Annotated in this window: 17 protein-coding genes; 4 read left to right on the forward strand and 13 right to left on the reverse strand. The window is 67.0% G+C overall.

All coding sequences use genetic code 11. The features are described from left to right. Window positions 1-28 precede the first annotated feature (28 nt). The 3 genes from pepN (at window position 29) to DK847_RS04665 (ending at window position 5655) form a co-directional block, all read left to right on the forward strand. Complete coding sequence (pepN, locus tag DK847_RS04655; protein ID WP_111196474.1) at window positions 29-2668, forward strand: aminopeptidase N; 2640 nt, start codon at window positions 29-31, stop codon at window positions 2666-2668. A gap of 125 nt (window positions 2669-2793) precedes the next feature. After that, window positions 2794-5100: a PAS domain-containing sensor histidine kinase gene (locus DK847_RS04660; RefSeq protein ID WP_111196475.1), complete on the forward strand. Its 2307-nt coding sequence runs from the start codon at window positions 2794-2796 to the stop codon at window positions 5098-5100. Continuing rightward, the gene (locus tag DK847_RS04665; RefSeq protein ID WP_111196476.1) at window positions 5101-5655 is read left to right on the forward strand and encodes a HutD/Ves family protein; all 555 of its coding nucleotides are present in this window, start codon (window positions 5101-5103) and stop codon (window positions 5653-5655) included. A gap of 4 nt (window positions 5656-5659) precedes the next feature. Here the strand turns inward: DK847_RS04665 and DK847_RS04670 are convergent, their stop codons facing one another. The 13 genes from DK847_RS04670 to ccmI form a co-directional block, all read right to left on the reverse strand. Then, window positions 5660-6160, reverse strand: a complete 501-nt coding sequence (locus DK847_RS04670; protein ID WP_111196477.1) for a periplasmic heavy metal sensor — start codon at window positions 6158-6160, stop codon at window positions 5660-5662. Next, window positions 6157-6519, reverse strand: a complete 363-nt coding sequence (locus DK847_RS04675) for a hypothetical protein (protein ID WP_111196478.1) — start codon at window positions 6517-6519, stop codon at window positions 6157-6159. Before DK847_RS04675 ends, DK847_RS04670 begins: the two co-directional genes overlap by 4 nt. Window positions 6520-6524: 5 nt before the next feature. Then, window positions 6525-7118 carry a sigma-70 family RNA polymerase sigma factor gene (locus DK847_RS04680; protein WP_146256048.1) on the reverse strand — a complete coding sequence of 198 codons (594 nt, stop codon included), beginning with the start codon at window positions 7116-7118 and terminating at the stop codon, window positions 6525-6527. A 21-nt stretch (window positions 7119-7139) separates the two neighbouring features. Beyond that, window positions 7140-7595 (reverse strand): EF-hand domain-containing protein, encoded by a 456-nt coding sequence (locus DK847_RS04685; protein WP_111196480.1) that lies wholly within the window; start codon window positions 7593-7595, stop codon window positions 7140-7142. Window positions 7596-7664: 69 nt separating this feature from the next. After that, window positions 7665-10544 (reverse strand): bifunctional [glutamine synthetase] adenylyltransferase/[glutamine synthetase]-adenylyl-L-tyrosine phosphorylase, encoded by a 2880-nt coding sequence (locus DK847_RS04690; protein ID WP_245414525.1) that lies wholly within the window; start codon window positions 10542-10544, stop codon window positions 7665-7667. Between the two features lie 405 nt (window positions 10545-10949). Next, the gene (locus DK847_RS04695) at window positions 10950-15395 is read right to left on the reverse strand and encodes a DUF6531 domain-containing protein (RefSeq protein WP_161957150.1); all 4446 of its coding nucleotides are present in this window, start codon (window positions 15393-15395) and stop codon (window positions 10950-10952) included. Between the two features lie 333 nt (window positions 15396-15728). Beyond that, window positions 15729-17111 (reverse strand): sensor histidine kinase, encoded by a 1383-nt coding sequence (locus DK847_RS04700; RefSeq protein ID WP_111196483.1) that lies wholly within the window; start codon window positions 17109-17111, stop codon window positions 15729-15731. A 7-nt stretch (window positions 17112-17118) separates the two neighbouring features. After that, window positions 17119-17793 (reverse strand): response regulator transcription factor, encoded by a 675-nt coding sequence (locus DK847_RS04705; RefSeq protein WP_111196484.1) that lies wholly within the window; start codon window positions 17791-17793, stop codon window positions 17119-17121. A gap of 197 nt (window positions 17794-17990) precedes the next feature. Further along, the gene (locus DK847_RS04710; RefSeq protein ID WP_245414526.1) at window positions 17991-19493 is read right to left on the reverse strand and encodes a Do family serine endopeptidase; all 1503 of its coding nucleotides are present in this window, start codon (window positions 19491-19493) and stop codon (window positions 17991-17993) included. A 112-nt stretch (window positions 19494-19605) separates the two neighbouring features. Next, on the reverse strand, window positions 19606-20052 hold the full coding sequence (locus DK847_RS04715) for a cytochrome c-type biogenesis protein (RefSeq protein ID WP_111196486.1): 447 nt from the start codon (window positions 20050-20052) through the stop codon (window positions 19606-19608). Continuing rightward, entirely contained in the window at window positions 20049-22034 is a 1986-nt protein-coding gene (locus DK847_RS04720; RefSeq protein ID WP_111196487.1) for a heme lyase CcmF/NrfE family subunit, read from the reverse strand. The genes DK847_RS04715 and DK847_RS04720 overlap by 4 nt, the downstream gene beginning before the upstream one ends. Then, the gene (ccmE, locus tag DK847_RS04725) at window positions 22031-22489 is read right to left on the reverse strand and encodes a cytochrome c maturation protein CcmE (protein WP_111196488.1); all 459 of its coding nucleotides are present in this window, start codon (window positions 22487-22489) and stop codon (window positions 22031-22033) included. The genes DK847_RS04720 and ccmE overlap by 4 nt, the downstream gene beginning before the upstream one ends. Continuing rightward, window positions 22486-23580, reverse strand: a complete 1095-nt coding sequence (gene ccmI, locus DK847_RS04730) for a c-type cytochrome biogenesis protein CcmI (protein ID WP_161957151.1) — start codon at window positions 23578-23580, stop codon at window positions 22486-22488. Before ccmI ends, ccmE begins: the two co-directional genes overlap by 4 nt. A 160-nt stretch (window positions 23581-23740) precedes the next feature. Here ccmI and DK847_RS04735 point away from each other — a divergent pair, with 160 nt between their 5' ends. Further along, window positions 23741-24994: a sarcosine oxidase subunit beta family protein gene (locus DK847_RS04735; RefSeq protein ID WP_111196490.1), complete on the forward strand. Its 1254-nt coding sequence runs from the start codon at window positions 23741-23743 to the stop codon at window positions 24992-24994. Window positions 24995-24997: the final 3 nt, after the last annotated feature.

Here is a 24997-nt window from a genome sequence, read left to right on the forward strand (position 1 = left end):
CTTTCAACTCAGTGACAGGTTTACCCGCATGAAGACCGAGACGCCACAGCCGATCCACCTCGCCGACTACACGCCGGTGCCCTACCTGATCGACAGCGTGGCGCTCGATTTCCGGCTCGACCCGCAGGAGACGCGCGTGACGGCGCGCCTGTCGCTCCGGCCCAATCCGGCGAGCAGGGAACAAGGCGCGGCCCTCGTGTTCGACGGCGAGCGCATCACGCTTCAGTCGCTGGTGCTGGATGGCGTGGCCCTGCAACCCGGCCAGTATCATGCGGATGAACAATCGCTGACCATCGCGAATGTTCCGCAGGCACCCTTCACGCTGGAGGTGGTGACCACATGCAACCCTGCAGCCAATACCGAGCTTTCGGGGCTCTATCTCTCGGGCGGCGTGTTCTGCACCCAGTGCGAGGCGGAGGGCTTCCGCCGCATCACCTATTTCTACGACCGGCCGGACGTGATGGCGCGCTACACGGTGCGCATCGAGGCGGAGCGCGAGCAGGCGCCCATCCTGCTCTCCAACGGCAACCCGCGCGAACGCGACGTGATCGGCGGCACGACGCGGCATTTCGCGGTGTGGGACGACCCCTTCCCCAAGCCGTCCTACCTTTTCGCGCTGGTGGCGGGTGACCTGGGCGCAGTGCATGACGGTTTCACCACGATGAGCGGCCGCACGGTGGAACTCGGCATCTATGTGCTGAAGGGCAATGAGGGCCGCTGCGCCTGGGCGATGGAGTCGCTGAAGCAGTCGATGCGCTGGGACGAGCGGCGCTTCGGCCGCGAATATGACCTCGACGTGTTCAACATCGTGGCGGTGCCCGACTTCAACATGGGCGCGATGGAGAACAAGGGGCTCAACGTCTTCAACGACAAGTACATCCTCGCCAACCCCGAGACGGCGACCGACCTCGACTATGTGAACATCGAAGCCATCATCGCGCATGAGTATTTCCACAACTGGACGGGCAACCGCATTACCTGCCGCGACTGGTTCCAGCTCTGCCTGAAGGAAGGGCTGACGGTGTTCCGCGACCAGGAGTTCACCTCCGACCTGCGCTCTCGCGCGGTGAAGCGCATCACCGACGTGAAGACGCTGCGGGCCCGGCAATTCCCCGAGGACAATGGCCCGCTCGCCCACCCGCCCAGGCCCGATGCCTATATCGAGATCAATAATTTCTACACGCCCACCGTCTACGAGAAGGGCGCCGAAATCTGCCGCATGATGCTCACCCTCATCGGCGAGCAGGCCTTCCGCAAGGCGATGGACCTCTATTTCGACCGCCATGACGGCGAGGCGGCGACCGTCGAGCAGTTCGTGGCCTGCATGGCGGAGGCTTCGGGCCGGGACCTCACGCAGTTTTTCACCTGGTACAGCCAGGCGGGCACGCCCGCGGTGAAGGCCGAGGGCCATTACGACGCGGCGAAGAAGCAATACACGCTGACGCTGGAACAACAGGTGAAGCCGACGCCGGGCCAGCTGGAGAAGCAGGCCCTGCACATTCCGCTGGGGATCGGACTCATCGGTCCTGACGGTACCGACATGCCGCTGGACCTCGAAGGCGTGGGCACGCTCAACACGCCGCTGATCGAGCTGACGGAGCCCCGCCAGAGCTTCCGCTTCAACGTCGCGCAGCGGCCGGTGCTGTCGCTGAACCGCGGCTTCTCCGCACCGGTCAAGCTGGAGGCCGATCTCTCGACGGCGGACGAGCTGTTCCTGATGGGGCATGACGGCGACAGCTTCAACCGCTGGGAGGCGGGCCAGCGGCTGGGGCGCAGGCTGGTGCTCGATGCCTATCATGGCACGGCGACCGAGGCCGGCGTGGCGGCCTATGCGGCGGCGCTGAAGAAGATCATCGACGACCCGGCGGTGGATGACGCCTTCAAGGCGCTGATGTTGATGCTGCCGACCGAGAGCGAGATCGCGGCGGCACTCGGCGCGGAGGTTGACACCGACAGGGTGCATGCGGCGCGCGATGGCCTTCGCACGGCGATTGCCCGGCAGCTGGCGCGCGAACTCGACGCGATCTGGCAGCGCACGGACGAGCCCGGCCCCTATCGGCCCGACCCCGCCTCGACCGCGCGCCGCGCGCTGCGCCAGACGGCGCTGGCGCTGATGGTGATGGGCGACCGGACGGACGGCATCGCCCGGGCCCTGGCCGAGTTCGAGGCGGCGCACAACATGAGCGCGGAGATGGGCGCACTGGCGGCGCTGGTACAGGTCGACTGCCCGGAGCGCGAGACGGCCCTCGAGCGCTTCCACGCGCGCCATGCCCATGAGCACCTGCTCGTCGACAAGTGGCTGATGCTGAACGCCCAGGCGCAGGGGCCCGGCGCGGCGGCGCGCATCGCGCGGCTGACCACGCACCCGGACTTCAGGTGGACGACACCCAACAAGGTCTATGCCCTGCTCTCGGGCTTCGTCGGCGGCAATCCGGCGGGGTTCAATGCCGAGGACGGCTCCGGCTACAAGGTGATCGCCGACGCGATCCTGAGGCTCGACCCCATCAACCCGCAGGTGGCGTCACGGCTCGCCACCTCGTTCCGCAGCTGCAAGCTGTTGAATTCGAGTCGAAAAACGGCCGCCCAGGCGGAGCTCGAGCGGATCCTCGCCGAGCCCTCCCTGTCACGCGACGTGTTCGAAATCGTGTCGAAGATCGCAACCTCCTGAATCCCATTCTAAACACTGGACAAATCACCCCCATTTCGAATCAATAGCCGGTGATTCGATCAGTGGTGGCGTCCGTGTTTGCAAAGCCTCCCCGCCGCGGTCCGGCAGGGTTTCAGGGGAAGAGATTGGGCAAGACGCACATCGGCGAGCTGTTCTTCAAGGAGAGGGTCCTCAGGGTTCCCTCGCCCTGGCCGGGCCGCTTCCGCATCGCCATTGGCGAGCGTCACCTGCGGCTTCTCATTACCTCGCTGATCGTTCTCTTTCTGTTAATGCTCGGCAGCTCGCTGCTGGTTCAGCTGACCGACAGCCGCACCACCCACGTGGCCGAGCAGAACCGGCTTTCGGCGCTGCATGGCCAGCTCGCGGCGCAGCGCATCAAGGCGGAGATCGCGGGCGCCCTGGCGGCGGGCCGCACGCCGCCCGTCGTGAGCAGCGACTACCTCAAGGCCCTGCTGCCGCCCGAGGCGCTGGCCGAGGAACGCGTCTTCGCGGTGGCCAACAGCACCGGCGAGATCGCGGCGAGCATCCCGGCCTCGGCGCAGCTCGACGGCAAGTTCATCACCAGCGTGCTGTCGCCGCGCTTCGTGACCGAGGCGCCGATCAACACCGGCGAGATGGCGCCGCTGACGCTGGCCTCCGGCGAAGAGGGCTTCGTCGCCATGTATGACCTGGGCGACTATCCCGGCACGCTGATCGTGCTGCAGCGCCAGCAGGACGTGCTCTCCGCCTGGCGCTCGGGCGTCACGCAGGTGACGGCGCTGTTCATCGTCACCTTCTTCGTGCTGATGCTGCTGGGGGCGGCCTTCCACTGGCAGGCGGCCAAGGCGGCGGAGGCTGACTCGATCCTCGGCGTTGCAACGGCGCGGCTCGACAAGGCGCTGGACCGCGGCCAGTGCGGCATGTGGGACTGGGACGTGAACCGCGGCATCATCTTCTGGTCGCGCTCGATGTTCGACATGCTGGGCATGCCGGTGAAGGGCGACTATCTCTCCTTCGCCGAGATGGCGAGCCGCATCCACGAGAACGACACGCAGCTCGAGGAGGCGGTGGAACAGCTGCTCGACGGGCAGATCACCTCCTTCGACCAGGAATTCCGCATGCGCCACCAGGACGGCCATTACGTGTGGCTGCGCGCGCGCGTGGCGCTGGCGCCTGGCGAGCAGCAAGGCCAGCCGCACCTGATGGGCATCGTCTTCGACATCACCCAGCAGAAGCTCGCCGACAAGCTGAACAAGGAAGCCGAGCTCCGCCTCAAAGACGCAATCGAGAACATCTCGGAAGCCTTCGTGCTGTGGGATGCCGACAACCGGCTGGTGCTGTGCAATTCCAAGTACCAGCAGTTCCATTCGCTGCCCGCCTCCGTGTGCATTCCCGGCACGCCCTACGAGGACGTGGTGCGCTCGGCCAAGGAGCCCGCCATCACCAAGCGCACCGGCATCCGTGGCGAGGGCGGCGGCGAGGGCCGCAGCTTCGAGGTGCAGCTCGCCGACCGGCGCTGGCTGCAGATCAACGAGCGGCGCACCAAGGATGGCGGCTTCGTGTCGGTGGGCACCGACATCACCGCGCTGAAGCTGCAGGAAGAGCGGCTGCGCATGTCCGAGCGCGAGCTGATGATGACGGTGCGCGACCTGCAGAAGGAGCGCCTGCTCGCCGACCAGCAGGCCCAGCGCCTGGCCGACCTCGCCGACAAGTATGCCCGGGAGAAGACCAGGGCCGAGGCCGCGAACCGGTCCAAGTCCGAGTTCCTCGCCAACATGAGCCACGAATTGCGCACGCCGCTCAACGCCATCATCGGCTTCTCGGAGGTGATGCTGGCGCAGATGTTCGGCCCGATGGGATCGGACAAATATGCCGAGTACTCGCGCGACATCCACCGGAGCGGCCAGTTCCTGCTCGACGTCATCAACGACATCCTCGACATGTCGAAGATCGAGGCGGGCCGCATGTCGCTCGAATGCGAGACGCTGCAGGTCGATGCGGCCCTCGACGAGGTGATGCGCCTGATCACGCCGCGCGCCTTCGAGGGCGGCGTGACGGTGGAGCGCCAGGTGCCGCAGGGCTTCACGCTGTGGGCCGACCGGCGCGCCTTCAAGCAGGTGCTGATCAACCTGCTCTCCAACGCCGTGAAGTTCACCCCCGAGGGCGGCAGGATCACCGTCTCGGCCCTGGCCTCGAACGGCGTGATGGCGATCGCCATCCGCGACACCGGCATCGGCATCCCCGCGCGCGACATCGAGAAGCTGGGCCGACCCTTTGAGCAGGTGGAGAACCAGTTCACCAAGTCGCGCGGCGGATCGGGCCTCGGGCTCGCCATCTCCAAGTCCTTCGTGGAGCTGCATGGCGGCACGCTGAGCATCCGCTCCACGGTGGGCCAGGGCACGGAAGTGACCATCACCTTCCCGTTGCGGCCTGCCGCCGCCAAGGTCGCCTGAGTGCGGCTCATTCCCTTTTCGAGCCTTGTCGCCACGCCATGGAAGAACGGCGGCGGGGTGACGCGGCAGATCGCCTGCCACCCGCCAGGCAGCAGCCTCGATGACTTCGACTGGCGCATCTCGACAGCGGAGGTGGCGCAGGACGGCCCCTTCTCGCGCTTCACGGGCGTCGACCGGCGGCTTCTCATTCTCGACGGCGCGGGACTGGCGATGCGCCTTGCCGAGGGCCCGCGGCGCGTGCTGACGGGCGAGCACATCGACTTTGCCGGGGAAGCGGAGGTCTTCGGCGCGCTGATCGACGGGCCGGTGACCGACTTCAACATCATGGTACGGCGTGAGCGCGTGCGGATGGAAGCCGAAGCCATGACCGTGATGGGCGATGCAGTGATCACCGCGCGCTGGCCAACCGGCCTGCTGTTCGTGCTGCGCGGTCAGATCTCCGTCGAGGGAACGGAACTCTCCCGCTGGGACAGCCTGATGCTCGACAGGCCCATGACGCTGCGGGCCAGCGGCGCGGCGGAGCTTCTGCTCATCGGCTTCGAGGCGCTTTCCTAGGAGGTCAGTCCGGCTTGCCGTCAGGCTTGCCGCGGCCACGGTCCTCGCGGTTGCGGAGGTGCTGGGCCATGATGCGGCGCTCCTCCGGCGTGAGCCTGTCGAGCAGCGCCATGGCGGCCGTGCTGCCTGCCACGAACAGTGCCTCGCTCTGCGCGGTGAAACCCTCGACCGCGGCCCGGACGCGCGCGGCGTCATAGGGCTCGGCCTCCAGCGCGTCGGCCAGCGCGATGACCTGCGCCTTCACCGCGCGGCGGCCCTCGCGGATCTCCTTGTCCTGCGCCTTGAAGGCGGCGAGAAGCTCGGCGCGGCGTGCCCGGTCGAGATCGCGGAAGAAAAAGCGCGGGATCAGCTGGGTCTGGGTCAGCCGGGCATAGCGCTCCGGCCCCATGCCGACATACCAGCGCGCCGCCACCGCACCGGCCACCAGCAGGTTGAGCGCGAGCGAGACGACGAGCGCCACGATGATCCAGTTGATGCGGCGCGGAGTTGACGGGGTGTCGCTCATGTCGTGCCTTCCTCGGCATAGGCATCGCCGACGCCGCCCAGATCATCGACCGGTGCATCATCGTTCAGCGCCACGCCGCCGGTGACGGCGCTGGGCATCAGGAAGTCGATCCGGCCATTGGCGCCCAGCCAGACGCCCAGCGCCAGCGAGGCGGCGAGCGGCACCGCCGCGGCATAGCGCCAGACCGTGGCGCGCCGGCGCGCGCGCGGCACGAAGGCGATGACCCTGGCCTGTTGCGGCTCCTCGGCGATGCGCGCCATCAGCCGGTCCATGGCGCCGGCGGGAATGGGCGGCCGGGAGGCATGCCGCAGCACGGCATCGACCTCCCGGTCACCGGAATGATTGTTGTCCTGTTCCATCTCTTTCACTGCCCCGTTTCAGCCAGTCCGCCGAGCAGCTCGCGCCACTCTGCCGACAGGCTGTCCTTCAGTCCCCGCCGCGCCCGCGACAGGAGGGATTCGAGCGCATCGACGCTCACCTCCAGCACGGCCGCGGCCTCGATATTGGTCAGCCCCTCGAAATACACAAGCGACAGCGCAAGGCGCTGGCGCTCCGGAAGCGCCGCGATGCGGGAATCGACCAGCCGGGCCGCCTGCGCCCGGTCCAGCGGCGCATCGGGCCTGGCCTGCGGATCGGCAACCTCGGGCGCCTCCTCGAGTGGCGTGCCGCGCGGCCTGCGGCTGCGGTCGATCACCGCATTGGCAGCCACGCGCATCAGCCAGCCCTTCAGCGCCGCCGCCTCGCGCACCTGGCCGGGGTTGCGCCACAGCTTGAGGAAGGCCTCCTGCGCCACGTCCTCGGCATCCGCCCCGCCATTGGTCATCCGCCACACCAGCCGGTAGACCGGCTGGTAGTGGCGGCTGGCGATCTCGGCGAAGGCCGCATGCGAGCCACCGGCGGCGGCCTCGAGAAGGCCGGCATCCGTCATCTGGCGGAGGGCCGATGGCTCTGGCGTCAAGATATGGGTCCGGTCGCGCCGTCAGTTGGGTTGTGCTCCGCTAGGGGTAACGGGTTTCCTGAGCTTGGCAACCCGATAGTTCTGCGCCTCGCCGAGGCTCACGCCGCCATCATGGTCGGCATCCGCCGCGGCGATCAGCCGGTCGACCGAGGCATCGAGCTCGGCCCTCGTGATGGCGCCGTCCTTATTGGTGTCGAGATCGGCCAGGATGCGGGCGCGGCGGCGTTCCAGCGCCTGCTCCAGCGCGTCGTTGAGTTCGGCGGTGGAGACGGCGCCATTGCGGTCGGCATCCAGCCGCTCGAAGCGCTTCTCCGCGCGGGGCGCGAGTTCCGCCGCCGTCACCTTGCCGTTGGCGTCGACATCCACCCGGGTGAAGGTCTTGGGGCTCTTGGGCAAATAGGGCTGCATGGCGAAGGCGGTGGCGGGCACCACGGCGCAGGCGCTGAACAGGGCGATCGCAAGGCTCAGTCGGTTCATCGGACGGTTCCTCCTCTTGGCTGTCCTGAAGGCAAGACGCCGTGGAACGGCAAATCCGTCGCGGAATGTTCAGGAGGCGGGGCCGACCAGCCGGTCGAAGACCTCCGCAACCTCGGACTGGGACTCGGCCAGCAGGGCCTCTGCCGTGGCGATGTCGGGCGTCACCGCGGCATTGGCCACCAGCAGGTTGAGGGCGGGCAGCGCCTTTGCAGGATCATAGGGCCCGTCGAGGCAGAGGCGCAGCATCTGGGTGAGGCGGTGGTAGAGAAGCCCCGCTCGCTTCAGCGCCGCATGGTCGGCATCTGCCAGCAGCCCGGCCCGGTGCAGCTTCTCCAGTGCGGCGAGCGTGTTGGTGTCCAGCACGTGCGGATGCGCGTGGGCATGGATCAGCTGAAGCGTCTGGGCGATGAATTCGAGCTCGACCAGGCCGCCCCTTGCCCGCTTCACGTCCCACACCCCGCCCGAACCCTGCTCCTTCAGCATCAGCTTGCGCATGTCGACCACGTCCGCCCGCACCTTTGCATCATCCCTCGGCTCGCAGAGCGCGGCGCGGATATGGGCGGCGAGTTCGGTCATCAGGCCGGGATCACCGCAGACCGGGCGCGCGCGGGTGAGCGCCAGCTTCTCCCAGGTCCAGGCGGAATCGCGATGATAGCTCTCGAAGCTCGAGAGGCTCGCCGCCACCGGCCCCTTGCTGCCAGAGGGGCGGAGCCGCATGTCCACCTCGTAGAGCACGCCCTCCGCCGTGGGGGCGGAGATGGCCGCGATCAGGCGCTGGCTGAGCCGCGCGTAATACTGGTTGACGCTCAGGGGCTTGGCGCCCTCGCTCATCTCGGCGCCTTGGGCGGCGTCATAGATGATGATGAGGTCGAGGTCGGAACCTGCCGTCATCTCGTTGCCGCCGAGCTTGCCCATGGCGATGACGGCGCTGCGCCCGCCCGGCACATGGCCGTTGCGGCGGAGTTGGTCCTCCGTCACCGCCCGGTGCAGGCGGCCCAGCAGCAGGCCTGCGAGCTGCGAGAAGGCGAGGCCCGTCTCCGCCGCTCCGGCGGTTTCCGACAGCACGCGCACGCCGATGCGGAAGGCCTGTTCCTTGCCGACGATGCGGGCGCGGTCGGCCACCTCGTCCGTTTCCACCCCCTCCGGCATGGCGGCGGCGATGAGCTGCGCCATCTCCGCCTCGGAGGGCAGCGAGGTGAAGAAGCCGGGATCGAGCACCGCGTCCAGCACCTTGGGGCGGCGGCTCAGTTGCTCCGCCAGGCGCGGCGCGCTGCCGAGGATGGTGGCGAGGAGATCGAGAAGCCTCGGGTTGGCCTTCAGGAGCGAAAACAGCTGCACGCCGGCCGGAAGCCCGCTCAGGAACTTGTCGAAGGCAAGGAAGGCGAGGTCGGCATCACCCATGGCGGCGAGCGCGGTCAGGAGCTTCGGCATCAGCTCGGTCAAAAGCTCGCGCGCCTTGGCGCTGCGGGTCGCCGCATAGCGCCCGAAATGCCAGCCGCGGATGGTGGCGGAAACCTCCGACGGGCTCCTGTAGCCCATGCGCGACAGGGTCTCGATCGTTTCCGGGTCGTCCTCGCCGCCGGTGAAGACGAGGCTTCCGCCCGCGGTGCCCAGCTCCTCGGCGGATTCGAACAGGCGTGAGTAATGGCCCTGCACGCATTCGAGCACGCGGCGCACCTCCGCCTCGAAGCTTCCGCCATCAGCGAAGCCGCAGAAGCGGGCCATGCTTTCGAAGGCAGGATCATCCGCCGGCAGCGTGTGGGTCTGCTCGTCATTCACCATCTGCACGCGGTGCTCGATGGCGCGCAGGAAGCGATAGGCCGAGGTGAGCTCGGACGCCGCCTCGTGGGTGATCCACTGCGCGTCCGCCAGCGCTTCAAGCATGGCGATGGTGCTCCGCCCACGGAGCTTCGGATTGCGGCCGCCGGCGATGAGCTGCTGGGTCTGGACGAAGAACTCGATCTCGCGGATGCCGCCGCGGCCGAGCTTCAGGTTATGGCCCCTGACCTTCACCTCGCCATGGCCCTTCACGGCATGGATCTGGCGCTTCATCGACTGCACGTCGGCAATCGCCGCGAAGTCGAGATACTTGCGCCAGATATAGGGCCTGAGGCGGGAGAGGAACTCATCGCCCAGCGCCGTGTCACCGGCGCAGGGCCGCGCCTTGATCATCGCGGCACGCTCCCAGTTCTGGCCCTGGTTGAGGTAATAGATTTCCGCCGCGTCGATGGAGATCGCCACCTGCGTGGCGCGCGGGTCGGGCCTCAGGCGCAGGTCGGTGCGGAAGACATAGCCATCCTCCGTCACGTCCTGCATCAGCTGAACGAGACGCCTCGTGAAGCGCACGAAGAAGGTGGCGGCCTCCTGGCTGTCGCCGAGCAGCGGCGTCAGCGCGTCGTAAAGGATGATGAGGTCGATGTCGGAGGAGTAGTTGAGCTCATGCGCCCCCTGCTTGCCCATGGCGAGCGCCACGTAGCCGCATTGGGCCTGCGGTTGGGCGGGGTCGGCGAGCGTCACCTTGCCCTGCCGCGCATAATCCGCCAGCAGCCAGGAAATGGCGGCGGAAAGTGCGGCATCGGCAAGATCGGTGAGCGCCACCGTCACCTGCTCCACGTCCCAGGTGCCCGAGAGATCGGCCACCGCGCAGAGCAGCGCCACCCGCTTCTTCACCTGCCGCAGCCTCGCCATGACCTCCGCCTGGCTGAGGGCCGGGTCGACATGGCGGAGGCCTGCGAGCTGCAGCCCCAGCAGCTGGTCCGGATCCTCGCGGAACACGCAGGCCGCGAAGGCCGGGTCGCGCAGCATCAGCTGCCGGAGATAGGGCGAGGCGCCGGCAATGTTCTCCGCCAGCGCCGCCTTCTCCGCCGGAATGGCCCCGGGCGGCATTTCGGCACGGAAGAGAGCGATGGCAGCGTTGTCGAGGGCGGGCTGGGGCGGGGGAAGAAGCATGCCCGGCGTTTTAGGACATGTTTGGGAAAAGAGGAAACGGGCCGCAGAGGCCACAGACCGTGGCCCCTCTTCCGGCGTCACGGCCCCGGGGCGCTGGCCCGTTCCGCACGTCCGGCAGCATGCCTCATGGTCATGCGACCTTATCCGGGGCCCCGCAAGCGGCTAGGGGCAAACACAGGTGCCATCTGCCCAGCGGCCACCACGATCATGACACAGGTCGATGGCCCCCTGCAAAATCACCCAGTACAAGACACCACAGAGAAGCAGGGAAATTGCGACCAGGAAAGCACCGGTCAACTGCCGACGGAATTTCATGCCGTGTCACGCCCCTTGGACGGGGCAGCAGCGGGGCGTGTCGATCCACGCCCCAAGGGTTCTGCCGCCTTGCACCGGCTCGACCTTCGGTCAGAGAGTGACATTCTCCAAGAGGGATTGCTTTGGTGCAAACGTTTCTAGCAGATTTTTTGTCTTCTGCCAGTTGGCGAGAGTCATTCTCCGGACAGATGGCGTGGCGCCCGTGGCGGCATCGGCCTCTGCCAGCAGCGAACCATCGAGGCCATGGATATAATGCACCGTGGCCCTGGGGCCGCCGGGCGCGGTGGTGCGGCGCTGCACCAGCTGTTCCAGCGCGTTATAGGCATATTGCGAGGTCTGGAGCCCGTCTCCGGTGCGGGTGACGCTGACCGGGCGGTTGCGGAGGTTGTAGGCGATGTCCATGCGCTCTGCCCCCATTACCGCGCTCACCATGTTGCCCGCCGCATCATAGGCGAAGCTGCGGGTGGTGAAGTCGTTGACGCTGGTGGCGGCGAGGCGGTTGGACGTTGCCGGATAGCGCAGCAGCGTGGTGAGCGGCGCGCCGCCGCCGGGCGGCGTCAGCTCCTCCCGCGCGCGGTCGCCAGTGGGCGTGTAGCCATAGGTGAGGCTGCCCCAGGGCCCGCGCGCATAGGCCAGGCGCTGGGCGGCATCATAGGCCAGGCGGATCGACCGCGCGGCGGCGACATTGTCGTTCACCTCCGTGAGGTTCATGCCGTCGCCATAGGCATAGGACAGATCCGACAGGCGCGCCGTGCCATCGGCGAGCCTGAGCGCGGTGAGGCGGCCGTCGCGGTCATAGGCCCGGGTGGCGGCAAGGCCGTTGCCGTGGGTGAGGCGGGTGAGGCGGCTCGACATCGGCGCCCAGGCGAGGCCGCTCGCCACCGTGTCCACCGCCGCGGTGGCTGTGGCGCGGGTGGTGACGGCGCTGACGCGGCCCACCGCATCGCGGCTGTAGCCCACCACGCGGCCCGAGGGATAGCCAATGGCAGTGAGGCGCCCGGCGGCATTGTAGCCATAGCGCGTCACATAGGACTTGCCGGCGATGACGCGGCGCTCCGCCACGATGCGGCCCAGCGCATCATAGCTGCGCGACAGGCTGCCGGACTGATCGGTGATGCCGGTGAGGCGGCCCAGCCCCTTGTTGCCATTGCGGGCGTCGTCATAGCCGTAGGTGACGTCTTGCGCAGGATCGGCGGGGTGGGCCTCCTTCAGCAGGCGGCCGCCCCCGTCATAGGTCAGCACGGTGACGATGCCACGCGGATCGGTGACGCGGACGGGAAGGCCGCGCTCATCGCGCATGATGACGGTGGTGCCGACATCCGGCCCGCTTTCCGCAATGACCTCGCCGAAGCCGTTGCGGACATAGGTGGTGGTGAGGCCGCGCGGATCCCGATAGGCGGTGATCTGGTCCTGCGCGTCACGCATGAGTTCGACGCGGGCGCCCGTCTCGTCGATGAGCTTGGCGAGACGCTGCAACCCATCATAGGAATAGCCGAAGAGGCCGCCACGCGGGTCCTTCACCTCGGTGAGGTTGTCGGTGCGGTCATAGGCGAAGGCCGTCTGCTGGCCGGCAGCGCCGATCGAGCGCATGAGCCGGCCGAGCTCGTCGAACAGGGCCGACTGCTGGCGGACGATGGCGCCCGAGGCGGACTTCACCATGCGCGAGGTCTGATCGCCATTGGCATTGTAGCCATAGTCGATGCGCTCACCCAGATTGTTGGTGACGGTGGCGAGCCAGCGCGCATCGTTCCAGCCATAGCGCAGGAAGGACCCGTCCGGCGCCGTCACCTGCGTGACTTGGCCCACGGCATCATAGGCGATGACGGTGCGCGCCTGGCCGGCACCCGGATTGACGGTGACCGTGGTGAGCCGCCCGCGCGCATCATAGGCCATGGCGGTGACGACGCCGTTGGGATCGGTGACGCTCAGCGGCCGGCCCCCGGCATCGAGCGCGGTGACGCGGGTGACGTGGCCCAGCTCATCGGTGACGGAGGTGAGGTTGCCCGCGGCGTCATAGCCATAGCGGACGGTGTCCGACGGCCCGGGAAGCGGGCCATCGACGGCGGCGAGGAGCTGGATGGCACCCGCCGGCGGGCGCACGGCATCGACAAGGCGCGCGGTCACGTCGGTCCAGCGGGCGCTGCGGCTGCCAGCCGGCTGGAGTGGAAAGCTGGTGGCGATGCGCAGTGCGACTTGCCGCGTCCCGGGTGGAATGACGGGGACGACAAACCTGTTGTCACGAAAGGCGACCGTGTCCACGGCGGATGCGAATGAGTTGGTCTTGAGACCGAGGGGGCGACCCGAGGCATCGAGAAAATCCACCTCGAGATTGACCTCGCCTCCCACTTTATTGGCCCAGGACGAGATTGAAAGATCGAGTCCACGCTGCCCTGCATCAACCTCACGATAGCGGTCGCGCGGGACAACAAGGCGTTGGCCGACGTGCGAACTTCCCGTCACGGTGTCTGCATTGGTGAAGAAGGTACAGACCTGGCAAGGCGAGGAAGCTGCCACAGTGACAGGCCCCGCCGGACCTCCGCCCGTCCCCTCCACCACCGTTTCCCAGCCCGCACCGGATGGATCAGAGGCGGAGCCGTTCACGACTGCAAGGAAGGGATGGGGCGTGGCCGACCCGTCGGACGTCAGCGAAAGGGTGATGTCGTCGATATAGCCATCGTTGTTGCTTCCATCATTCCGCCAGATGAGGAGGACAATGCGGATGGTCCGCGTTGCTGCGGGAACCGGAGCCGTCCGGCTGAGCGGTGTCCAAGCGACGGGAATGGCCAGGGGGGAGAGGGTGCTTGCGAGCCGCTGCCCCTCCGCATTCAAAAAGAGAAGACCCACCGCCGCGTAATCACTCGCCGCGCTCCACCGGCCCTGCAGCCACCCCACTGAGGCGGCCCGCAATCCGGCATCGACTTCGGCAATGTTCCCGGCGGGGATCGCGACATCCTGATAGGCAACAACCCAGGGAGACCTGCTGCCGTAGAAGCAGGGGTTGGACGTGTCACAGGGGCTGCTCACCCGCACGCCGAGTATGCCAGTGGTGCTGGTCCAGCCTGTGACCCCCTCGCTTGCCGAGGGGTTGGTGACAGGCAGGCCAACATCCTCCAGCGCAGGTCCCGTGGGACCGTTCGGCGGCAGGGGAGGCAGGGCAAATGGCAGGTAGCTGTAGCGCGTGCTGCGCACCTCGCCGCCGGACTTGTAGGGCGCCGCGAGGGAGAGTGTGCTGGTCTCTTTCACTTCGGCGATCTGCCCCGCGCCGTTATAGGTGAACGAGGTGGTGACGCCGGGCCTTGCGATCATCGTCGGGAGCGGCCTGTTTGCATCCCACGCCGTGGAGCTGGTTTGGGCTTGCGGCGTTCCAACGGCTTCCCGGGTGGCCAGAGGCCGCCCGCGCCTGTCACGGGTCCACTCGGTGACACGCCCTTCGGCGTCCACGGCGCGGGTGCGGAAGCCATTGGCATCGTAGATGTAGCTGGTATTGCTGGCCACGCAGTTCGACGTGGCGATGCCATCGACCGCGACGAGCTGGCGCAAGCCGCCGATCACCTTGTGGTAGGTGTACCTTGTCGCACGCCCGAGGGGATTGGTGACCGTTACCGTGCCGCCGGCATCGTCATAAGCGAACTCCCAGCGCTCCGCGCCGCCCGCGTGCTCGCTGCTGAGCACCCTGTCCTTGCTGTCATAGGTCCAGGACGCGAAGCGCACGCCGCGCTCGTCGGTGATGCCCGTCAGCAGAAGGCTCGGCCGCCCGGCGCGGCCGTTGTATTCGTAGCTCACCCTCGGATTGTCGGCGTCGCTGGGCGTCGCATCGGGATAGATCACGCTGGACAGCGCCCAGAAATCTGTTGCGGCCGTCAACTCCAGGCTGGGAAAGCGGTTCTGGTAGGCATAGCGGATCATCTGGCCGTCGCTCGCCCGCGCCCTGGAGATGAACCGCGAGGGTGACGGCAGCTGCTCATAATCGAATTCGATCCACCGCCCCAGGGTGTCGGTGACGCGTGTGGCGAAGTCGCCCGTATAGCTCAGTTTCTGGGTGTAGCCGTCCTGAAAACGGATCTCCGTGAGGACGCTGGTGCGAAGGCCGTCGGACCGGTATTGCGCGTCCGGCGCATGCGCGGCGGAGTCGAAGACATAGTCGACGTTGCCGGGGGTCCGCAGCACGATCGAATCCCCGGCAATGCTCAGGCTCGCATCGAGGTCGCTACGGCTTTGCCAGATCACGCTGCTGGCCCGGTATGACCCACCCCACCGCGGGATCATCGTCCTCCATACGCCGGCTTGCTTGTTGAAGTGATATTCGAACTGGTCCGGCAGGACCACGTGCACCCAGTCTGCCTGGGCAAGCGTGCTGCCGCTCCACCTCGCACGCGCATCGAAATTCGTGCGCCACCCGCGTCCGATGCTGGAATAGGGGCTGGCCACCAGCGTGAATGGGCTGCTCGAATAGGTGCGCCTCAGCTCCAGTGGGTGGCTTCCGCCAGAGGACCAGTCCAGCACCTCCTGGTGCTTCCGGCCGGTCAGCACGTCCACCGGATTGCCCTCGGAGGGCTGGCAGGGCTGCGGTGGCGGCTTGTCAGGGTCAACGCAGCCCAGGAACTGGTGGACCTCCTGAGAGTCGCAAGGAAAATATGACCCGGCGCTCGCAGGGACCGCCAACAACAGGAACATGAAACAGAGCGCAAACCCACCCTGCCAAATGCCGAGTGGCATTCTGGCCATGACCGTCCCCCCGATGAAAACACGCTCTTGAGAAGCTCAGCGGCTGCGGCGGAGCTTCCGTCACCGGCGCAATGGCCGTGGAGTGCACCTTGGGGGAAGTTCTTAACTTATGTCAAATTGGGTAAAGGTTTTCACGTAAAATAATTATTCACGTCCCGTCGGCAGCACCAGCCGCGCCCTTAGTCCCGGCGCGTTGTCTTCCAGCATCAGCGTGCCCTTGTGGAGCTTCATGACGCCGGAGACGAGGCTGAGGCCCAGGCCGTTGCCGGGCTTGCTGCGGCTTTCGTCGAGGCGGACGAAGCGTTCCGTCACCCTGCTGCGGTCGGCTTCGGGGATGCCGGCGCCGTGGTCGGCCACGGTGATCACCACCTTGTCGTCGTCCCGCGTGCCGGTGAGCGTGATGCGCGGCGTCTCGCCGTCGCGCGCGCCGTATTTGAGCGCGTTGTCGAGCAGGTTGGTGAGCGCCTGCGCGAGGAGCTGGCGGTCGCCCTGCACCTGGAGGCCAGGCGCGGCGCTGGCGGTGAGCGTGCCGCCCTCCTCCTCCGCCATCGGCTCATAGAGTTCGGCGACATCGGCGATGAGTTCGCTCACGTCGACGGCGACGAGACCGCTGCGCGCCTGGCCGGCCTCGGCGCGGGCAATCGAGAGGAGCGCGTTGAAGGTGTCGAGCAGGCGGTCGGATTCATCCACCGTGTTCTCGAGGGCGGCGCGGTATTCGGCCTCGCTGCCGGAGCGCAGTGCCGCCTCGACGCGGGCCTTGATGCGGGTAAGCGGCGTCTTCAGGTCATGCGCGACATTGGAGGAGACCTCCTTCATCGCGCCCATCAGGCTTTCGATCTGCTCCAGCATCTCGTTCAGCGCCAGCGCCAGCCGGTCCAGCTCGTCGTTGGAACCCGAGACCGGCATGCGGCCCGACATGTTGCCGGCCATGATCGATCGGCTGGCATCGGTGATGGCATCGACGCGGCGCAGGAAGTTGCGGCTCATCAGCAGGCCGCCGCCGAGGCCCAGCACGAGGGCGATGGCAAGGGCATAAAGGATCGATTGCCGGATGATGGTGGCGAACTGCCGGAGCGATTCCACGTCGCGTCCGACGATGAGTTTGAAGCCGCCGGGCAGCACGGTGTAGAAGGCGCGCGCCACGTGGTTCTCGCGCACCGCGCCTTTTTGCACCTGGAGGGGAAACTCGATCCAGCTCGAATCCTCCTTGGGCACGGTCGGCAGGTCGTCGAGATTGCCGGCGATGCGCTGGCCGGCGGGTGCGGCGAGGAGATAGACCGAGCCCGTGTCGTCCGCACTGCGGCGCTGCACCGTGTCGAGGATGCCGCTCAGGCCGCGCAGCTGGTACTGGTCGGAGAGCGCCTGCACCTCGGCCTGGATCGTGTAGTCCGTCTGCTCCTGCAGCAGCACGGCGGTATTGAGGTAGACGTAACCCAGAAGGGCCGCGACCGAGACCGCGAACAGAATGAGGTACAGCGCCGCCAGGCGGAAGGTGGAGGTGCGGAGGAGCTTGGCGCGCGCCGTCACTTAAGCGTCACTTGTCGCGGATCATGTAGCCCGCACCGCGCACCGTCTGCAGGATGGGCTCGTCATGGCCCTTGTCGATCTTGGCGCGCAGCCGCGAGATGTGGACGTCGATGACGTTGGTCTGCGGGTCGAAGTGATAGTCCCAGACATTCTCCAGCAGCATGGTGCGGGTCACGATGTGGCCGGCATTGCGCACCAGGTATTCGAGCAGCTTGAACTCGCGCGGCTGCAGCAGGATGGGCTTGCCGGCACGCGTCACCGTGCGGGTCAGGAGGTCGATCTCGAGGTCGGCCGCCTTCAGCCTTGTCGCCTGCGGGGCTTCCTTGGCGCGGTGGCCGAGGTTCTCGACGCGGGCAATCAGCTCGGCGAAGGCATAGGGCTTGCCGAGATAGTCGTCGCCGCCGGCGCGCAGGCCCTTCACCCGCTCGTCGACATCGGCGAGCGCGGAGAGGATCAGCACCGGGGTCTGGATGTTGTGCTCGCGGAGCTTCCGGATGATGGTGAGGCCATCGATCCTGGGCAGCATGCGGTCGACGATCAGCACATCGTGCACGGCCTCGAGCGCCAGGCCAAGGCCTTCCTCGCCATCGGCGGCGTGGTCGGCGACATGGCCGGCCTCGGCCAGGCCCTTCACCAGCCAGCTGGCGGCTTCGCGGTCGTCTTCGATGACTAGGATGCGCATGGCGGTACGGGCGGGGCTTGCTGTCCAGACGTGGGAATCGTGCTCACTAACTTGCATGTTCCATCTCCGGTGAAAAGGGGGGCGCGGAGGAGGAGGTCCGGGGGTGGACCACCCTCCTCCGCGCGGGAAAGGCACGCGAGACGCGGAGCGGGGGGTTGGGGCGTTGTCCGCGTGCCTTCTACCGTCACCGCCGGGGATCAGCCCTTGGCGGTGGGCAGCGCGATGAAGCGCTGGCCGTCGTCGGTCTTCACCAGGATGAGGACCTTCTTCTTGTCGTTGGCCTTCAGCGCGGCGCGCACGTCGGACGGCGCGTGCACTTCCTGGCCAGCCACCTCGAGGATGGTGTCACCGGCCTTGAGGCCCATGTCGGCCGCAGCCGAGCCCTCGGCGACATCGGTCACGGTGACGCCGGGGCCATCCTCGGCGGGCGCGACCTTGAGGCCGAGTGCGGAGAGCGACACGGACTTGTCGGCCTCTTCCTTGGGCGCGTCCTTCGATGCCATCTTCTTGTCGTCCGGCATGGTGCCGATCTTGACGTCGAGGTCGATGGTCTTGCCGTCGCGGACGACGGTGAGCGGCACCGAGTCACCCGGCTTGATGCCGGCGACCTTGCGCGAGAGATCGCGCGAGTCGCTCACATCCTTGCCGTCGATCTTCAGGATGGTGTCACCCTGCTTCACGCCGGCGGCGAGTGCGGGTGAGTCTTCCGTGACGTCGGCGACGATGGCGCCCTTGGCATCCTTCAGGCCCAGGCTCTCGGCGATGTCTTCCGTCACCGGCTGGATCTGCACACCCAGCCAGCCGCGGGTGACCTTGCCGTTCTCCTTCAGGCTGTCGATGATGTTCTCGGCGGTCGAGGCCGGGATGGCGAAGCCGATGCCGACGGAGCCGCCCGAGGGCGAGAAGATGGCGGTGTTGATGCCGACGACTTCACCCTCGAGGTTGAAGGCGGGGCCGCCCGAGTTGCCGCGGTTGATAGCGGCGTCGATCTGCATGAAGTTGTCGTAGGGGCCCGAGCCGATGTCGCGGCCCAGCGCCGAGACGATGCCGGTGGTCACCGTGCCGCCGAGGCCGAAGGGGTTGCCCACCGCCATCACCCAGTCGCCGACGCGCGGCTCGTCCTTGGTGAAGGACACGTAGTCGAACTTCTTGTCCTTGGCGTCGATCTTGATGAGCGCGAGATCCGTCTTGGGATCGGTGCCGATCACCTCGGCCTTGTACTCGGTGCCGTCCTTCATGGTCACCGACACCTGGTCGGCGTCCTTGACGACGTGGTTGTTGGTCACCGCATAGCCATCGGCCGAGATGATGAAGCCGGAGCCCATCGCCATGCCGCCATTGGGGTGGGAGTCCTCGCCATCACCGCCCTGGTCGCCCTGGCCCATGCCCGGCATGTTCCTGAACTGCGGGAACTGCTTGAAGAAGTCTTCCATGCCGTTCGGCATGCCGCGCTTGCCCTGGGCCTGGTCCTCGCCGGTGGCGGCGGCATTGGCATACTTCACCTGCACGCTGACGACGGCCGGCATGACGCGGTCGACGAGGTCGGCGAAGCCCTTGGACGGATCGACCGCGGCAGCCTGCAGCTGGTTCTGCGCGGTGGCGGGGGTGGAGGGGAGAACCGACGCGGCGGTCACGAAAGCCGTGGCAGCCATGAGGCCGGCAGCGAAAGCTCCGAGCGTCTTGTTCTTTGCAGAGGACATTTCCTTGGTCTCCATCGAGGTTGTTGTTCGATGGGTCCAAGCTAGGTATCCGCCCCTTACGGTGACCTGTCCGGAAGATGAAACTTCGGTAAGTCTTGCGGCAGGCCCGAGGCTATTGCAGGGCGCGTTCGAGGGCGCGCTTCTCGTCCTCGGTCAAAGGTGTCTCCGGCGCCACCTGGGAGCGTTTGCGGCGCAGCAGCATGGCCCCGCCGGCGATCAGCAGCACGGCAAAGGGGGTGCCCCAGAGAATCAGCGTCTCGCGCTCGAAGCGGGGCTTCAGCAGCACGAACTGGCCATAGCGCTCGACGATGTAGTCCAGCACCTGCTCGTTCGTCTTGCCCGCCGTGATCTGCTCGCGCACCAAGGTCCGCAGGTCCTTGGCGAGGGGAGCCTCGGAATCATCGATCGACTGGTTCTGGCAGACGAGGCAGCGCAGCTGGGCCGAAACGGCGCGCGCACGCTGCTCGAGGGCGGGATCCTTCAGTTGCTCATCGGGGGTCAGCGCCAGGGCGGGCTGCACCGCGACGAGCAGGGCCAGAATGGCAAGGAGCTTCCTCATTCCGCCGGCACCGCCTGCGCAGTGGCCGCGCGCTTCGGCGCACCGACGCGGTAGCGCCGGTCGGAGAGCGACAGGAGGCCGCCTGCAAACATGATCGTGGCGCCGAACCAGATGAAGTTGACGAAGGGATTGTAATACATGCGCATGGCGCGCGCCCCGCCCGTCGTCTCGTCGCCCATCACCACATACACGTCGCCGTGCCACGTTTGGTACAGGCCCACCTCGGTGGTGGGCATGCCGGACGGCTTGAAGTTGCGCTTTTCCGAGCGCAGCGTGGCCAGCTCGCGGTCAGCCTCCTTCAGGGTGAAGCTGCCGACCTTGCCGGTATAGTTGGGCCCCACCAGCGGCGCCTCGCCGGTGAAGGTGACGGTGTATTTTCCGACCGCGGCGGATTCGCCGGGCTTGAGCGCCACGATCACCTCGATGCGCCACAGCGAGATGGCGATGACGCCGGCCACCAGCACGCCAAGCCCGGCATGGGCCACGGCGGTGCCGATCGCCGAGCGCGGCAGGCCGGTGAGGCGGTGCCAGCTGGTGGCGAGCGGCACCTTGAACAGCGCCACCTTGGCCGCGAGATCGGCGATGGCGCCGAACACCAGCCAGGCGGCGATGGCCATGCCCACGGGCGCGAGCCACGGGCCCCGGACATTCAGCGCGAAGACGATGGCGCCGACGATCAGCGCCAGCACCAGCGCCCAGGCCAGGCGCTTCATGGCGAGCCCGATGTCGCCGCGCTTCCAGGCCAGGAAGGCGCCGACCGGCACCAGCAGCAGCAAGGGCAGGATGATGGGGCCGAAGGTCAGGTCGAAATAGGGGGCACCCACCGAGATCTTCTCGCCCGTCAGGGTTTCGAGCGCCAGCGGGTAGAGCGTGCCGACGAAGACCGCGAGGCAGGAGACGCAAAGCAGCAGGTTGTTGACGACGAGGCTTCCTTCGCGGCTCACCGGCGCGAAGAGGCCGCCGGCCTTGAGCTGCGGCGCGCGCCAGGCGAAGAGCGACAGCGATCCGCCGATGAACAGGCAGAGGATCATCAGGATGAAGCTGCCGCGCTCGGGGTCCACCGCGAAGGCGTGGACCGAGGTCAGCACGCCGGAGCGCACCAGGAATGTGCCCATGAGCGAGAGCGAGAAGGCGAGGATCGACAGCAGCACCGTCCAGATCTTCAGCGCGTTGCGCTTCTCGACCACGATGGCCGAATGGATGAGGGCCGTGGCGACCAGCCAGGGCATGAAGCTCGCATTCTCCACCGGGTCCCAGAACCACCAGCCGCCCCAGCCGAGCTCGTAATAGGCCCACCACGAGCCCATGGCGATGCCGATGGTGAGGAACATCCAGGCGACCAGCGTCCAGGGCCTCACCCAGCGCGCCCAGGCGGCATCGACACGGCCTTCGATCAGGGCCGCCACCGCGAAGGCGAAGGCGATGGAGAGGCCGACATAGCCCGCATAGAGGAAGGGCGGGTGGAAGGCCAGGGCGGGGTCCTGCAGGATGGGGTTCAGGCCGTTGCCCTCGATCGGCGGCGGGTCGACGCGGATGAAGGGGTTCGACGTCATCACGATGAAGAGCAGGAACGCGAGCCCGATCGACCCCTGGATCGCCAGCACGCGGGCGCGCAGCTCCAGCGGCAGGTTCTGGCCGAACAGCGCCACCGCCGCGCCATAGAGCGCGAGGATCAGCACCCACAGCACCATGGAGCCCTCATGGTTCCCCCACACGCCGCTGATCTTATACAGCAAGGGCTTGGCGGAGTGCGAATTCTCGACGACGTTCAGCACCGAGAAGTCGGACGTCACATAGGCATGGGTGAGTGCGGCGAAGGCGATGGCGATCAGCACCAACTGCAAGATCGCCGCGGAGATTCCTGCCCGCATCGCGGCCACGTCGCCGCGCTGGGCGCCGACCAGCGGCACGATGAACTGGTAGAGCGCCACGCCGACCGCGAGGATCAGCGCGAAATGTCCAACCTCGGCAACGGAGATCATTGCATCGCCCCCTCTTCCGCGCCCTTGCCCAGCTTCACGCCCTTTTCCTTCAGGCTGTTGGCGAGCTCGCGCGGCATGTAGTTCTCGTCATGCTTGGCCAGCACCGTGTCGGCGACGAAGGACCCATCCTGCTGCAGCTTGCCTTCCGTCACCACGCCCTGCCCCTCGCGGAACAGGTCCGGCAGGATGCCGTCATAGCTCACCGTCACGGTCTTGAGCGTGTCGGTGACGCCGAAGCTCGTCACCGTGCCGGGACCCTTCCTGACGCTCCCCTGCTCCACCATGCCGCCGAGCCTGATGCGCTGGCCGACCTTTACGCCCGTCTCGGTGAGGTCGCTCGGCGTGTGGAAGAAGGTGATGGTGTCGGAGAGCGCATAGAGCACCAGCCCCGCGGCGAGGCCGATGACGGCGAGGCCGCCGAGGATCAGGGAAAGTCGCTTCTGCTTCCTGGTCATTCGAGCTTCATGTCCCTTCCAAGGGCCGCGATCTGGGCCAGCGCATCTTCGTTCCCGCTATAGGTTTCGAGTGCCTTCTTGTACGCGGCCTGGGCCTTGTCCGTATCACCCAGCACCACGCGGGCGCGGATCAGCCGCAGCCAGCCGTCAAGATTGTCCGGGTTTGCGGCGAGTTTCTGTTCAAGCCCGTCGACCATGGAGCGGATCATGGCCTGCTGGTCGGCACCGCTCATCTGCGCGGCATCCGCCATGGTCTGCTGGTCGAGCGCGGGGGGCTTGGCGTTCATGTCCTGCATCTCGGCGAGCAGCATGGGGCGCCACGGGGCATCCTCCGGCGTGTCCTTCAGGAAGGCCTCGAAGGCGGCCTTGGCCTCGTCCGTCTTGCCCTCCTGCTTCAGCCCAAGCGCATCATAGAAGCGCGCCTTGGGGAATTTCGGGTCGAGCTTCAGCGCCTCGTCGAACAGCGCATGCGCCGGGGCCGGTACCATGCCCTGGTTGGCCATCACCAGCGCCTCGCCGTAATCCGAGATATTGGCGGCATCGGGCGGCGACAGGCGGACGATGTTGCGATAGGCGTCCGCCGCATCCTGCCAGCGCTGGTCGCGGCGGTAGAGGGGGGCGAGGATCTGCCAGCCCTGCAGGTCGTCCGGGTTCGCTTCGAGGTGCTGTTCCACCTTGGCCACGAGTGCGGCCATGTCGCCGTTCTTCTCGGCATTGGCCATGCGCTCGGCATGCGGCACGTCGGCCAGCTGCGGGTTGCCCGCCTTCATGTAGAGCGGCAGCGCCACGGCAGGCACGATCAGCGTGGCGGCAATGGCGGCCCAGGCGATCCCCGAGACCTTCTTCTTCGGCGCCTCCTGCGAGGCCGCAATCAGGCGGCGGGATATCTCATTGCGCGCCGCATCGGCCTCGGCCTGGCCGATGGTGCCGCGCTCGACGTCACGGTCGAGTTCGGCCAATTGGTCGCGGAACACCGCGCGGTCATAGGCGGCGCGCTCTGCAATGCTCTCGGCAGGCTTGGACTTGACCACGGGCCACAGCAGTGCTGCCAGCACGGCCGCGGTCATGGCGGCAAAAACGATCCAGATCATGGTGATCCATGAGATATTCCCTTGAGGCCTATTAAAGCAATTCATCCCGCAGGGGCAAATCCGGTCGCATTGTCGCACGGCGGCCCCTTGGCGTCGGAAAAGCCTTTGTTCGGCCCTTGCGGTTGCGTTAGAAACCGCCCCAGTTGCAAGGAATTCACCCATGAAACCGCGCTATTCCATCTTTTCGCTCGCGCGAAACGCGATGAATTACCACAAGGACTGGGAGAGGGCCTGGCGCTCGCCCAACCCGAAAAAGGAATATGACGCCGTCATCGTCGGCGCCGGCGGCCACGGCCTGGCCACCGCCTATTACCTCGCCAAGAACCACAAGATGACCAATATCGCGGTCGTCGAGAAGGGCTGGCTGGGCGGCGGCAACACCGGGCGCAACACCACCATCATCCGCTCCAACTACCTTCAGGACCCCTCGATCGCCATCTACGAGCTCGCCCGCTCGCTCTACGAGGACCTGTCGCAGGACCTGAACTACAACGTGATGTTCAGCCCCCGCGGCGTGCTCATGCTGTGCCAGACGCAGCACGAGTTCCGCGCCTTCCAGCGCACGGCCCATGCCAACCGCCTCGCCGGCCTCGACTGCCGCATGGTGACGCCGCAGGAAGTGAAGGAGATCGTCCCGATCATCAACGACGATCCCAACTGCCGCTACCCCATCCTCGGCGCATACTATCAGCCGCGCGGCGGCACGGGCCGGCACGACGCGGTGGCCTGGGGCTATGCCCGCGGCGCGGACTCGATGGGCGTCGACATCATCCAGAACTGCGAAGTGATCGGCATCCAGCGCGAGGGCGACAGGGTGGTCGGCCTCGAGACCACCAGGGGCGCGATCAAGACCAGGAAGATCGGCGTCGTCACCGCCGGCCATGTCTCCACCATCATGGACATGGCGGGCGTGAGGATGCCGATCGAGAGCCAGTGTCTGCAGGCGCTGGTCTCCGAGCCGATCAAGCCGGTCATCGACTGCGTGGTCATGGCCAACACGGTGCACGGCTACATGAGCCAGTCCGACAAGGGCGAGCTCGTCATCGGCGGCGGCACCGACCCCTACAACAACTATTCGCAGCGCGGCTCCTTCCCGGCGCTGGAACACACCGTGGCCGCACTGGTCGAGACCTTCCCGATCATCTCGCGCCTGCGCATGCTGCGCATGTGGGGCGGCATCGTCGACATGACGGGCGACCGTTCGCCCATCATCTCCAAGACGCCGGTCGAGGGCCTCTATGTCAATTGCGGCTGGGGCACTGGCGGCTTCAAGGCCATCCCCGGTTCGGGCTGGGTCTTCGCCGATACCATCGCCAATGACCGCCCCCACCCCATCGCCGAGCCCTTCGGCCTCAACCGCTTCCAGGAAGGCCGCCTGATCGACGAATCCGTCGCCGCCGCGGTCGCCCACTAGGAG

Origin of the sequence: Aestuariivirga litoralis (genome assembly GCF_003234965.1) — a bacterium.
GTDB lineage: Bacteria > Pseudomonadota > Alphaproteobacteria > Rhizobiales > Aestuariivirgaceae > Aestuariivirga > Aestuariivirga litoralis.

Bases quoted from the DNA above. Each gene is read 5' to 3' on its own strand.
- pepN (WP_111196474.1), top strand. From the start codon at position 29: ATGAAGACCGAGACGCCACAGCCGATCCACCTCGCCGACTACACGCCG.
- DK847_RS04670 (WP_111196477.1), bottom strand. From the start codon at position 6,160: ATGAGCGACACCCCGTCAACTCCGCGCCGCATCAACTGGATCATCGTG.
- DK847_RS04675 (WP_111196478.1), bottom strand. From the start codon at position 6,519: ATGGAACAGGACAACAATCATTCCGGTGACCGGGAGGTCGATGCCGTG.
- DK847_RS04685 (WP_111196480.1), bottom strand. From the start codon at position 7,595: ATGAACCGACTGAGCCTTGCGATCGCCCTGTTCAGCGCCTGCGCCGTG.
- DK847_RS04690 (WP_245414525.1), bottom strand. From the start codon at position 10,544: ATGCTTCTTCCCCCGCCCCAGCCCGCCCTCGACAACGCTGCCATCGCT.
- DK847_RS04705 (WP_111196484.1), bottom strand. From the start codon at position 17,793: ATGCGCATCCTAGTCATCGAAGACGACCGCGAAGCCGCCAGCTGGCTG.
- DK847_RS04710 (WP_245414526.1), bottom strand. From the start codon at position 19,493: ATGTCCTCTGCAAAGAACAAGACGCTCGGAGCTTTCGCTGCCGGCCTC.
- DK847_RS04715 (WP_111196486.1), bottom strand. From the start codon at position 20,052: ATGAGGAAGCTCCTTGCCATTCTGGCCCTGCTCGTCGCGGTGCAGCCC.
- DK847_RS04720 (WP_111196487.1), bottom strand. From the start codon at position 22,034: ATGATCTCCGTTGCCGAGGTTGGACATTTCGCGCTGATCCTCGCGGTC.
- ccmE (WP_111196488.1), bottom strand. From the start codon at position 22,489: ATGACCAGGAAGCAGAAGCGACTTTCCCTGATCCTCGGCGGCCTCGCC.
- ccmI (WP_161957151.1), bottom strand. From the start codon at position 23,580: ATGATCTGGATCGTTTTTGCCGCCATGACCGCGGCCGTGCTGGCAGCA.
- DK847_RS04735 (WP_111196490.1), top strand. From the start codon at position 23,741: ATGAAACCGCGCTATTCCATCTTTTCGCTCGCGCGAAACGCGATGAAT.